This window comes from Marinospirillum celere (assembly GCF_900112235.1).
GTDB classification, from domain to species: Bacteria; Pseudomonadota; Gammaproteobacteria; order Pseudomonadales; family Halomonadaceae; genus Marinospirillum; species Marinospirillum celere.
Genome location: NZ_FOLH01000003.1, coordinates 326337 through 338602 on the forward strand (window position 1 = coordinate 326337; position 12266 = coordinate 338602).

The 12266-nt window shown below is 51.1% G+C and carries 9 protein-coding genes; 1 reads left to right on the forward strand and 8 read right to left on the reverse strand.

Annotation, left to right across the window (positions count from 1 at the left end; all coding sequences use genetic code 11):
- Positions 1-58 precede the first annotated feature (58 nt).
- From BM185_RS08625 to BM185_RS08660, 8 genes are all read right to left on the reverse strand, one after another.
- The gene (locus tag BM185_RS08625; RefSeq protein WP_091962190.1) at positions 59-2506 is read right to left on the reverse strand and encodes a hypothetical protein; all 2448 of its coding nucleotides are present in this window, start codon (positions 2504-2506) and stop codon (positions 59-61) included.
- A 17-nt stretch (positions 2507-2523) separates the two neighbouring features.
- Complete coding sequence (locus BM185_RS08630; RefSeq protein WP_091962193.1) at positions 2524-3099, reverse strand: Lcl C-terminal domain-containing protein; 576 nt, start codon at positions 3097-3099, stop codon at positions 2524-2526.
- On the reverse strand, positions 3096-4412 hold the full coding sequence (locus tag BM185_RS08635) for an Lcl C-terminal domain-containing protein (RefSeq protein ID WP_091962196.1): 1317 nt from the start codon (positions 4410-4412) through the stop codon (positions 3096-3098). Before BM185_RS08635 ends, BM185_RS08630 begins: the two co-directional genes overlap by 4 nt.
- A 183-nt stretch (positions 4413-4595) precedes the next feature.
- A complete protein-coding gene (locus tag BM185_RS08640) occupies positions 4596-5963 on the reverse strand; it encodes a hypothetical protein (RefSeq protein ID WP_091962199.1) in 1368 nt (455 codons plus the stop codon).
- 2 nt (positions 5964-5965) lie between these two features.
- Positions 5966-6775 (reverse strand): outer membrane lipoprotein-sorting protein, encoded by an 810-nt coding sequence (locus BM185_RS08645; protein ID WP_091962201.1) that lies wholly within the window; start codon positions 6773-6775, stop codon positions 5966-5968.
- 26 nt (positions 6776-6801) lie between these two features.
- Entirely contained in the window at positions 6802-9384 is a 2583-nt protein-coding gene (locus tag BM185_RS08650) for an efflux RND transporter permease subunit (RefSeq protein ID WP_091962204.1), read from the reverse strand.
- Positions 9377-9688, reverse strand: coding sequence for an ArsR/SmtB family transcription factor (locus tag BM185_RS08655; protein ID WP_091962207.1), 312 nt, complete (start codon positions 9686-9688; stop codon positions 9377-9379). Before BM185_RS08655 ends, BM185_RS08650 begins: the two co-directional genes overlap by 8 nt.
- Positions 9689-9856: 168 nt before the next feature.
- Entirely contained in the window at positions 9857-10867 is a 1011-nt protein-coding gene (locus tag BM185_RS08660; protein ID WP_245751737.1) for an AraC family transcriptional regulator, read from the reverse strand.
- 184 nt (positions 10868-11051) lie between these two features.
- On the opposite strand from BM185_RS08660, the gene BM185_RS08665 reads away from it, so the two are divergent.
- Positions 11052-12266 (forward strand): ABC transporter substrate-binding protein, encoded by a 1215-nt coding sequence (locus BM185_RS08665; protein WP_091962209.1) that lies wholly within the window; start codon positions 11052-11054, stop codon positions 12264-12266.

Here is a 12266-nt window from a genome sequence, read left to right on the forward strand (position 1 = left end):
CCACCTTCAAAAGAAGTGGGCAACAAGGAAAAAACCTGAATATTCTGGTTAAGTCTAATCAATACACATAGACGGCACCGGAATCATTCACCGTATCTACGCAGAAAGCATCTTCCGCTGAAGCTGTCACAACTGGGGCACTGCAAGAATCCAAAGGTGCACCGATCACCAGACGTTGACCGTCAGCAGACAAACTAACCGCCTGACCAAAAGCCTGATAGGTGCGGTTATTGGGTTTGCTGACCACTGCAGGTGTGTTTTCAAGCACACGCGGATGGCCCGAAGTGTCAAAGTCCAGCATGACGAAGCCTTCACGAGCGTCTGTAGTGTCATCTGCACTGGCTGTACCCAGAACAGCGAACTTGCCATCATGAGACATGGCCATATTCACACTACCGGTAAATGCAGTGTCTAACTGAAGCGTGCGGTTGGTGACACCAAACAATGCCTGACCACTCAGTTCGCCAGAGCTGTTATTAACACTGACTGGTTCAAGGCTTTCAAACGCAGCGACTTCGGTTTTCTGATCTGAAATCAGTAAGCGCAGGTGCCCGTCATCCGTTCGTTGAATGGCAACGGCTTGCCCAAACTCTTCCGCATTAGTGTCCCCTGATCCACGACGAAGATAGGCTTTTTCTTCACCGTAGACATTGAAAAGATAAGCTGCACCTCTGGGCGTATCACCGGTAAAGGAAAAGCTCTGAACGCCTCCTGCTGGATAGCCTGAGAGAATATTGCTCGTATTATTGCTTTCTGGAGCAGCATCTCCATCTAGTAAAAAGGATACAGTACCTCTTTCACCGGGAGCACCTGCCAGTAGATAGTCACCGTCAGCAGTAATGGCAACACTAGCACCCAAACGGCTTTGTTGGGGCATAATATATGTAAAGCTGTTACCGTCGATGGCACGCGTATCATCTGCTTCATTAGCCTGGCTTGATTTTATTGCAAAAGTTTCAGACCAACCAAGCGGCTCTACACCTGGCTCGAGACAACCAAGAATTTCAGGACGCTGAACCAGCAAGAAAACAGCACCGGACTTCTGCAAGCTGGTGTTGGTCTGCAAGGTTCGATTGGTTTCGAACTGGGTGAAATTAATCTTCCCTTTCCAGGTGCCCCTGTCACCCGGCGCGCCCACAACCAGGCGGCCAATCTCACATGAAAAGTTTCCGCTACTAATGAATGCGCGCTCTGCCATGGCAATGCTTTCACCAAAGCGCTGACCTTCATGCGTATTAAAAGGCTTAACAATTGACTCGGCATCCGTTATCGCTTGAGTATTACCGCGAAGCCGGTAGGTAAACACAGCGCCGGAGTTGGCTACAAAGGGCTCTGGCAAGCCAACACGGTATTCGAGGTCTGCGGCGTAGCTAGGGTCTTCAAGTTGTGAAAAACGGTGGCTCCCATAAGCTGCCCAACTATTACCTGGCATACCCACGGCTAAAATATCGCCACCCGCGTTAGCTTGATTGTTGACGATAGCTAGTGAATACCCAAACTCAGTTCCCGTACCCTGAGCACCACCGGGTGGCGTAATGCGTTTACGTGGAACCCAGCTATTTACCGGTGGGCGATTCCGTTCCCATTCGATGGGGCTCCTGGGGTCAGGCCCTAGAGTTTCGCGGGTATAGATATAAACCGCACCTTTTCCGTTATTCTCACCAGGTGCACCCACTGCCAGCCAGTTTTTCTGGGGAGCAATAGCAATGGAATAACCGTACTTGGCATCCGCAGTGGCTTGAGGGTCATTACCAGTAAAGCCTTTAACCAGGGCAATAGTGCCCGCCCAGTCCGCCAGCTCAGTATGTAAATCCACAATAGCTGAAGGCGCCGAACAACTGGCTGGATTGTTGTCCGGAGTAGCGCCAGGGTCACAAGCATAAGCCTTATAGCGTCCTGTACCTTCACCTAGCTGCTGTAAATGCGCCGAAGCACTAATAGGCTGCATACCAATAGGTGCACTAGTGCGTTGATCAGCTAGAACCTGTAATTGCGCCCACTCCAGCTCGCCTGACTCATTAACTCGCTCTTCAAAGAAAACCAGGTCTTTTCCAAGCGTTGTCATGTACCAAGAAGCCTTGACTACCTGATAACCCAGCTCAACATCATCAAAAGTTGGTGAGGCCAGGTTCTCATTATAAGGTGGGCTAGTGCCCTGATCTCCAGAACCCTGATCATTATCATCGGTACTCTGGTCACCATCCCCAGAACTCTGATCATTATCCCCAGAGCCCTGATCACCATCCCCAGAGCCCTGATCACCATCCCCAGAGCCTTGGTCATCATTATCACCGGTACTTTGATCACCATCCCCCGCGCTCTGGTCACCATCCCCAGTATCTTGCGTGTTGTCTCCCGTCTCGCCAGCAGGCGGGTTTTGTTGCGAGACATTATCAGTAGAACCACTGTCTGAAGACCCGAGACAGGCGGTCAACATCAAACTCAGTAAAAGCAGGCTGAGTAGTTTCAACCCAGCTCTGATTCGCTTTCGTAAATAAATTTTCATTCTTATTTCCTCAGAATTTATTGGCTAGCTTGCAACTGAAGAAAATCTTCTGCTGTGGCATTGCGCACCAAGCGAAAGTTTAAGGTTGTCGTAGGTGCTTGCCCTGTGATGAAGGGCGCATAAGAGAAGCTGTTGGAAGGTGGTTGTACTTCATCAAAAAAACGCACGGTCATAACAGCATTACTATAGTTACCGTCTGGCACTGGCGCTCCAACGGTACTGCTCCATAGCGTGCTGTCGATCGGCTGACCAGCGAAAGCCGCCTCGTTGATTCGGGTGCCACAGCTAAACTGCAGCAAGCTAGACACTTCCTTGACATTAGGCAAACGCCACTCGCTCGACTGGAAGTCACTATTGCTTTGTGCCGCTTGTAAGGCTTGGTGCCAATTCGCTGCTGTAGGTGTGCCCGTGCAGCTGCCGCTCTCAAAACTCATACCACCCAGACAGGGCTGCCAGATGAGGCCGGTACTTTTTTGCAGTACCCAGCCTTGGCTAGAAGTGACATAGTCAGCATCGTTGCTATTACAGGCGGCTAAAGCTGTTTGACCAGCGAAAAGACCAGCAATCATTAACATTAGAGCTTGTTTGTTCATGGCTGCACTCCTTCTGAACCCTTGCTGACCAATCTGGCAAAAGCGCCATCGTGTAACACGACGTCGGGGTGCCTGAAAAACGCACGAGCACTGTAGGTATTGACCAGTGAACCGCGGAAGAAGTCGACTAGGATGTAATTTGGTTCACTGTACTCATTCAAGTAGCTGTCGCTGGTCCAATAGTGGGCATGGCGGATGCGTGATGCGCTAGAAGTCGAGTAATTAAGTAGTCTTGTGTGGGGGAAAAAGTCTCTATCAATACTAAGGTATTGATCAATAACACTGTCAGCACCATGCCAGGTTGTTATGCCATGAGGTTTGTCAAAATCAACCAAGCCGAACAGTTCATTCGCGGTGGGTAAACGCCAGTTAGTTAAACCGCACAGGTTGTCACTGTTAGTTTCTGCAACCAAGTCATGAACATTAGCAGCAGTAACATTTTGATTGGATAAATCACCCCATACATAACGCGTATCTCGATTGGCTGTAGTTTTAACCTCCCAGACCAAACCTGTCAGATTATCGCGCACGCAGCTGTGGGCTGATCCATCAGTCACTGGGTGACCGTTACTATCGAGCTTGGTAAAGTCGAATCCACCCGAGCCTGAGCCCAATTTGGTTGGATTGTCAGCATCACGCCCCACTAAGCTATCCTGCCCAGCAATAACCGTTGCAGCAGTACAGTCAGCCACATCAAAACCGCCTGCAACTCCAGTATGTGGTGCATAACAACGAAGAGCACCGCTATCGTTGAGCTGCCCTGCTGCTGTCCTAATCTGACTGAAGTTGATCACTTCCCCTTCAGCATCTTTAGTCTCAAGTGCTACATAAGTAAGCTCACCAGGCTCTAGAACCAAGGTGCAGGGGCTTTCCTGGCAGCTTGCATCCGGTGCAAGGCGACTACCTGCAGATAAAGGGGCAGCTTCATCGATCAAAGAAGATGAGAAATAAACCTGATAGCTATCGGCTTCCGCAACGCTATCCCACTCCAGAATTAGTTGTTTAGCGAGCGGTGTAGCTTTTAAACCCGCAGTATTGTTCAGCTCAGGTGCTATGCTAGTGTCCTGGTCGTTATCACTGGCATTTTGATCTCCATCACCAGTGCTTTGATCGCCATCATCGGTGTTTTGATCTTCATCGCCCGTATCTTGATTGTTTTCACCAGTATCTCCAGCAGGAGGATCGTTAGTAGTGTTAGCATCACTGGAACCACTATCTGATGACCCCAAACAAGCAGTCAGCAAAAGACTGACCGCAAAGAGGCTGGTTACTTTCAGACCGGCCTTTAATGTATTTCTCAAGTGATCTGTCATCTCTGAGCCCTCAAATTGAAGCTGCTCGCCATCTTGGATCCTGCAGCACCGATGAAGTATGAGGACAGCAAAGAAGTAGCTGCATCTACCATCTGGTATAAAAGCAATTTTATGTGAAGCAGCGCACAAAAAAGCCCCGGGATTTCCGGGGCTGTAATCACGCTAAGATATTTTGCTTTAAGTTTAAAAACGATACCTGGCTCTCAGGTAGACATTAGAGTCCTTTTCAAACTGTCCAAAGAAGCTGTAGTCGTTTTCACCACCAAAGAGATTGCCACCAGCGCTCAGGGTGAGTTCATCCGAGGCGCGATAGCGCACGCTGGGTCTGAGGTAGTAGTCTTCATCACTGGGTGAGACAAAGGCAAACAGCGACCACATCAGATCACCGCGCATCTGGGTGTAGGTCAGGCGGGTGGTCAGCAATTGGCGGTATTCTTCGCCAGCCATTTCTTTCATACCCATGCCAGCCTGCTCCAGACTCGTCCAGGCTGCCTTCTGCTCGTCATGATCCTGGTTCCATTCCAGGTAATACTGCAGACCGACATTCAGGTTGGTAACCAGTTCCCAGTCATAGCCCATCAAAAAACGTACTTCAGAGTTGGGTGTTAGTGCGGCATTAGTGCCCGAGTTGTCATAGTCCCCTGAGTGGTAATAACCAGCTTCAGCATTAAACAAGCCAGGGCCCAGACCCGTACGCAGACTGGCACCATAGACATGCAGTTCAGGGTGCTTTGCTTTGCCACCTTCCATAACTCGACTTAGATCATTGGGTTCCGGCCAGTAACCCCAGTAGCCGTAGAGTTCATACTCGACACCGGCCTGGCGGGTGGCCAGACGCAGCGCCAGCTCACCGTCGTCCGGGAAGCTGTTGGGCTCACGGGCATTATCAGAAATCGGTTGCGCACTCTGACCACCTTCCATGGGGTTAAAGTAGGACAAGCGATCCCCGTCCGGGTAGTTGCCTTCCTTGAATAGCGGGCTCCAGACCAGATCCACCGTCACTTCTTCGCCATACCAGATGGTTCGGATGGCATCAGAAGGGCCTTTCAGATAATCTTCATCCCGCCCAATTAAAAAGGACTGCCAGTCCTTGGGAAAGAGGTCGTTGATAAACAGCAGGTCACCCGTCCCCCAGGTCAATACCTGACGACCGGCACGCACATCGGTTCGTTCACCTACCTCAAAGCTCACCAAGGCTTCGCGTAGTTCAGCGCGAAACTCTTCATCAACGCCATCAGCAACACCGTCCACCTTGAGGCTGTAATCAACAGCTTTCCAGTCACCATCAATATCCAGACGCACGCGGGTTTCGGCCAAGTTGTAGTTCTTGCCGATGCGATCATCCACGACCTTGTTGTCATGGATATGCGCTCCACCAGCGGCTTCAAGAAAACCACCAACCCGAAAAGGCAGGCGAGACTCTTCTTCCTCTTCCCAGTCGTCGCCCCAGTCATCGCCTGAGGCCCAGTCATTGGCCAGAACTGGGGTTGCCACCAGGCTTAACGCCAGGGTGGCAGAACCCAGATACCCGTAAAGTTTTTCAAGATGCATACTTACCTCCTGTCCAACCACTCGCTGGGCGGATTACGCAGACTGCGCTCAGTGAATGCAGAGTCAGGAATGCCTAGGTCATAGCTCACCCCACGGAACTGAACTACGGTATTGCCTCCAGAGTTGAGGTCCTGAACGCGCATCATCATGGGGGTGGGGTAGCCGTCCACCTCCTCTATATTGGCGTTTTCCATAATGCGATAAACTTCGCCACTGGAGTCGGTGTATTCAATCCGCACCGGCAGGAAGGTTTCTTTATCGATCCAGGTCTGGAAGCTGGCAAATTCAACTGAACCAGCATCCTTGGGTGTGGATTTCAGTACATACTGGTCTTCGGTTTCTTCCAGCAGCTCATGGTTGTCATCATTCAGATTACGGCCAGAGATGTCTTCATAGAAGATATGCGCGCCGACAAAACTGGTGCGTTTGTCACCCGGTGCAATACGGCGTACCAGATCCATATCGGGCAGGTAGAGCCAGCGATCATCGTCAGCCGAGGGGTTCTTGTGCACCAGGAATACCGTGTTGCGGTACTCAGATGGGCGACTGAACACCACCAGGTAGTTCTGGCGGTCACTACCCTCAACGTTTTGACGCAGAACCGTGAACTGGCGCGTCTGGGTACGGCCACGACTGTCTTCAATACGCATCCGCGCTTCCGAGCGGCCATCCTGACCGGCATAGTAGGAAGCCTGATTGGCTTTCTCGATAATTTCACTGACTGGTGGTGCTGCCAGCAGCAGACTGCTGCTGAGCATCAGGGTCAAACCACCGGCCAGACCGGTTGCCAGTTGTTTCAGATTCGTTTTCATTTCACGTCCTCCTTTCGAGGCTTTCATTAACTTTTTACTGCTTTACCCAGCACAGCACGCGGTGCCAGGGCGATAAAGGCCGGCAGTGCAAACAGGCTGACCAGGGCCGAAGTTGCCATAATGCTGGCCAGGAAGACACCGACGGTAATGTAGGGCACCAGGGGTGCTGCCAGCAGCGGCAGGAAGCCAATGGCGATGACCACAGCATTGCGTGAAATGGCACGCGCTGGTTCATCAAAGACCTGATCAATGGCTGCTTTCCAGTCACCGCCCACATCTTCCAGGGCCATGCGCAGACGCTGGATAAAGTGGATGGCAAAGTCCACCGAAAGCCCCAGCGATAGCGATGAAAGCACAGCCACAGGCATGTCGTAATCCTTGCCGACCAGACCCATAACACCGTAGATGGCGGCAATAGTGATGGTTAGCGGCAGCATGGCCAGCACACCCAGCAGGACACTGCGGAAGAGGGCGACCATCATGATCAAGACCACAATGAATGCAGAACCCAGAGCCCAGAGCATGCCTTCGACCATTTCACCCTGCCAAACCAGGTTGATATAAGTACCACCGCCCCAGTCCAGCTCTACGCCTTCAGGTGGTGGGTTGCTGGCGACAAAACGATCCACTTCTTCTACCACCTGGCTCATCACCTGGTTGTCGCCGCTGGGCAGCTGCAGCCAGATGCTGGCCTGGGTGAAGTCGCGGGTCACAAAGTTCCAGAGGTCATCCGGGCGTTGTGAGGACTGGAAGCTAAGGATCGTCTGGGCAACCCCATTGGCGCGCTCAGGCAACTGGTAGTCTTCCATCTCACCACTGACCAGTTCACGGTTGATGGTCTTGACCAGATCCGCCAGAGAGTTGGCCTTACCAATCACGCCTGTGGATTCCAGATGTTCTTTCAGCTCATCCATCCAGGCCAGGTGGCCGGGGTTCTGAAAGGCACGAGTGGCACTGCGGCCCGCTTCCACTTGGTCGAGAATCTCTTCCCAGTAGTCCTGCTCATCAAACCCGGCTTCAAACATATGGTCATCAATCAGCATCGCCAGGGTTTCCAGACGATCACCAGGCGAAGCTGCACCTGCCGATTCATCCCAGAGGCTCGCCCAGGTGGAACGCAGCTCCAGGCCTTCGGCCTCGGCTTCATCCAGAGTCAGCTGGATATTGCGACGCAGCTGATCAATCTGACGATCAATGCCGGTCTGCTCCAGGTTGATATAGGCTTCATAGGTGCCGGCAAAACGCTCATTCAAAACCTTATCGGCAACCCGAATGCGGTGATCTTCTTTAAACCACAGGGTTGGGTTGTCGTTGATCTGAATCTGGTTGATGCCGTACACAGACACCGCCAGCACGGCCACGACCAGACCGATGACAATACCCGGCTTGCGCGTCGGGAAGCGACCCATCTTGACCAGCAGACTGCCGTTTTTATTGGCTTCCTGACTGGCTTCTTCTTTCAAGCGGAATTTCTCCGCCATCTTGTCCAGGGTTTCACGCTTCAAGGACACGGTGTAAGCCGGAATAAAGCCCAGGGTCAGAATCAGAGCGATCAATACGCCAAAGGAGATAAAGCCACCAAACACCTGAACCGGCGGAATGGGTGTGGTCAGCAGCGACAGGAAGCCCACTGCGGTGGTCAGCGCAGTAAAGAGCACCGGCTTGAACAGCTTGTCCATGACATCACCCATCACCTCTTTGGGGTCATCACCGGGTCGATAGCGGTCAGCAAAGTTCGACAAGACATGCACCGAAGCCACTACGGCGATTGGCATCAGGAAGATGGGGATCATCGAGCTCATGATGTGCACGGTGTAGCCCATGCCAATCAACAAGCCCATGGTGGAAATGACTGTAGCCATTGCCAACAGCATAGGCGCAACCACCAGCGGCAGACTGCGGAAGAAATACAGCATCGACAGGAAAATCACCAAACCGGCCAGAGGTGCAGAAATTGCCATCTGCAGGAACATTTCAACACCAAAGGTATCCTGAGCGACGGGTTGACCGGTGATATGGAACTCATCGGCAACGCCCAGCTCATCAACCACGGCCTGAATTTCCATGGAAATACGGTAACTGATGTCCTTGCTTTCCAGGGGTACAAATAGCGAAGCAGCCTGACCATCTTCCGACACCAGGGTACCTTGATACATGGGCAGGCGCTCAACCGCAGCGCGAATACGATCCGCTTCTTGCTGAGTCTGAGGTGGCGAAGGAATCAGCCAATCATAGGCAATCGTACCCACACCGGCCTGCTCGACATTATCCACCGCCGCCATGGACATCAGATCGCGCGCAATCACGCCCTCCATGCCTTCGATAGCGCGGGTCAACTCATAGTGAGCCGCCAGGGATTCAGGGTTGAAGACCCCGTGTTCATGCTGAGTGTTAACCTGACCCACAACAATCATATCGTGCAGGCCAAAGCGGTCTCGGATTTCGTTGTGTTTTACCCGATCCGGCTGCTCCGCCGAGAGCATGTTTTCCGGATCGGTATCGATAATGATCTTGGGAATCATCATCCCCAGTGCCAAAACCATCACCAACACACTGGTAAAGACCAGTCGGGTGTGATTCATACACCAGTTTGCCAGTTGCTTACCCATTGTTTACTTTCTCCTCACAAAAAATCTGATACAGGTTTTCAACCAGGCTCTTAGCCCTGGAATCACTGACCCGGTAATACACCTGTTGACCACTTCGCCGACCACTGATTAAGCCCTGACGGCGTAATACCCCAAGCTGTTGCGAAAGGCTGGGCTGTTGAATACCCAGACGCTCTTCTAACTGCCCAACATTCATTTCTTCCTGTATCAACTGACACAGAAGCATCAGCCTTGATTGGTGAGCACAGGCCTGAAGAAAGCAGGAAGCTTCTTTTGCCTGACTACGCATCTTTTCCAGATTCATCGGCACGACCTTTACGTTAAAAACATTACGCTAATTTATAATATACTAATATATAGAATGTCAAGCAGCAAGTTAGATTTCTGAAAACATGAAGCGGCTTCAGTAACTGCGATTTGAGGCCAATTTCAACGCAGTAGTAGCGAGTACACTAGTTAATCAGAAGTTTGCTTAGCCGGGCTGCTGACCCCGGCGATAGGCTCCCGGCGTACTGCCCGTCCATTTTTTGAAGGCTCGGTTGAAACTGGGCAGATCTTCAAAACCCAGTTGCTCGGCCAGACTCACTAAAGACTGCTGACCAGCTGCCAATTCCTGAATGGCTTGGTCACGACGCACCTCGTCCTTGATCGCTTGAAAGCTCGTTCCTTCTTCAGCTAAACGGCGCGACAGGGTTCTGGTGGAAAGATGGAGCGCCTGAGCTGCAACCTGAACGCTATTACCCAGATGATGGCTACTTAAATAGTCACGCACCCGATGCGAAAACAAACGTTCATCGAAGGTTGTAAAAATCCACTCGGCAGGAGCCTGCCTTAAAAAAGCACTCAGGTTTTTTCGCGTCTGACGAATAGGCTTACGAAGTACTTCCCGATCAAAGGAGAGTGCCGTCCAAGGTTGATCAAACTCCACCTCTCCCGGATAAAAATAGAGATATTCAGCACTGTGTTGCGGCCTTGGATAGGCACAGCTGACTTTTTCAGGAAGAATTTTTTCAGATATCAGCCAGGAAGCTATGCCATGAACCAGCTTGAGCATCAGCTCATTAACCAGCACTCTTTCTCCACGCAGTTGAGTTTTCTCAATAAAACAGATGGAGGCATGCTCCCCCTCAATTACCAACTGATAAGAAACATCATCCAACAGCACTCTGAAATACTGACAGTAACGGTGCAGAGCAACATGCAGGCTGGGCGCATCTAAAAGCCCCATGCAGAGAAACTTCAGCGTACCGCCTCGCAAGGGTCGAGAGAAAAAACCGGGTGTTTCATCATCATAAGCATTCACTAACAAGCGATATAGGCATGCAAACTGCTCAACCGTCACTCGACCCGAGGGAGTATCGATCAAAAAAGCAGGAATTGAAGCCTGTTGTAGAAAGTCTCTGCGCTCGTCGTTGTTTAAACCGACTCCCCAAAAGAGGTCAAGCACAAAGTGCATGGGTACGGTCGGTGATTGATAATCCATTTTCTTAAAGCCTCGACCCAATAATTTGGCATGAAATGCTAAAAGTATGGCTGAAAAAACCAAGCATTCACAGAATATTCTATCTAGCATGAACCGCGTAGAGTTTTGTGAGGCCTCATGAATAAAGCGATTTGCTTGCTCTATCCAGAAAAAACAACAAAAATACCCAAAGAGAGTTAACAAAATGACTTTTAAAAAAAACTTCTGCGTGGCAGCAATAGCTAGCCTTTTGATCTCACCTCTTAGCGTTTCAGCCTCTTATACAGACAATGAAATTCGTATCGGCTATCTCGCGGATATGTCTGGCCCCTACCGTGATCCCATTGGGCCTCAAGGCATGGATGCGATTCAAATGGCTATAGATGATATGGGTGGTGCAATCAATGGCGCCAAAATTGTTACCTATAGTGCCGATGACCGTAATAGCCCTGATGTTGGGTCAAGTATCGTTCGCAGTTGGATCGATGAACGCAACGTGGACATGGTCACCGGCTTGGTCGCCTCTTCAGTTACCCTGGCAGCCATTAGACTCCTAGAAGAACACGACCGCCTGGGTTTGGTTAACGGTGCTGTCTCCTCAGCAATCACCAATCAGCACTGTGGCCCCAACCACTTCCATTGGGTCTATGACACCTGGGCCATGTCAAACGGCACAGCTCGTGCCATTACCCAGGAAGGCTACACCGATTGGTTTTTGCTCAGTGCCGATTATTCCTTTGGCCACATGCTGGAAGCTGATGTTGAGCAGGTTGTCGAAAGCAACGGTGGCCAGGTCGTTGGCAAAGTACGCCACCCCTTCCCGACCACTGATTTTGCCTCCTACATGCTTCAAGCCCAATCTTCAGGCGCCCAGGTTATCAGCCTGAATAATGCGGGCACAGATACCACCAATGCGATTCAAACCGCCAGTGAGTTTGGCATTACTCAAGCCGGACAAATTCTTGCTGGCATGGTGCTTTTCAGTAGTGATGTTCGCAGCCTGGGACTAGAGGCTGCTCAAGGCCTGCAGTTCACCAAAGCTTGGTATTACGACATCAACCCAGAAGCCCGTGCCTGGGCGGAACGCTTCCAGGAAAGAACCGGAAGTATGCCCACCATGGTTCACGCAGGCCTTTATTCCAGCACCCTGCATTACTTGCAAGCGGTCAAAGCGGCGGGGACTGATGATACTCAAACCGTTCGCAAGCAAATGATGGAAACACCTGTCGATGATATTTTTGCCCAAAACGCTTATATCCGTGAAGACGGGCGCATGGTGCATGACATGTATCTGGTTCGGGTAAAGTCGCCTGAAGAATCCGCTGATGAAAATGATTTGTTTGAAATAGTCCGCACGATTCCGGCAGAAGAGGCTTTTCGCCCCTTGTCTGAAAGTGTCTGCAAGCTGGTCAACAACTAA

Bases quoted from the DNA above. Each gene is read 5' to 3' on its own strand.
- BM185_RS08625 (WP_091962190.1), bottom strand. From the start codon at position 2,506: ATGAAAATTTATTTACGAAAGCGAATCAGAGCTGGGTTGAAACTACTC.
- BM185_RS08630 (WP_091962193.1), bottom strand. From the start codon at position 3,099: ATGAACAAACAAGCTCTAATGTTAATGATTGCTGGTCTTTTCGCTGGT.
- BM185_RS08635 (WP_091962196.1), bottom strand. From the start codon at position 4,412: ATGACAGATCACTTGAGAAATACATTAAAGGCCGGTCTGAAAGTAACC.
- BM185_RS08640 (WP_091962199.1), bottom strand. From the start codon at position 5,963: ATGCATCTTGAAAAACTTTACGGGTATCTGGGTTCTGCCACCCTGGCG.
- BM185_RS08645 (WP_091962201.1), bottom strand. From the start codon at position 6,775: ATGAAAACGAATCTGAAACAACTGGCAACCGGTCTGGCCGGTGGTTTG.
- BM185_RS08650 (WP_091962204.1), bottom strand. From the start codon at position 9,384: ATGGGTAAGCAACTGGCAAACTGGTGTATGAATCACACCCGACTGGTC.
- BM185_RS08655 (WP_091962207.1), bottom strand. From the start codon at position 9,688: ATGAATCTGGAAAAGATGCGTAGTCAGGCAAAAGAAGCTTCCTGCTTT.
- BM185_RS08660 (WP_245751737.1), bottom strand. From the start codon at position 10,867: ATGGATTATCAATCACCGACCGTACCCATGCACTTTGTGCTTGACCTC.
- BM185_RS08665 (WP_091962209.1), top strand. From the start codon at position 11,052: ATGACTTTTAAAAAAAACTTCTGCGTGGCAGCAATAGCTAGCCTTTTG.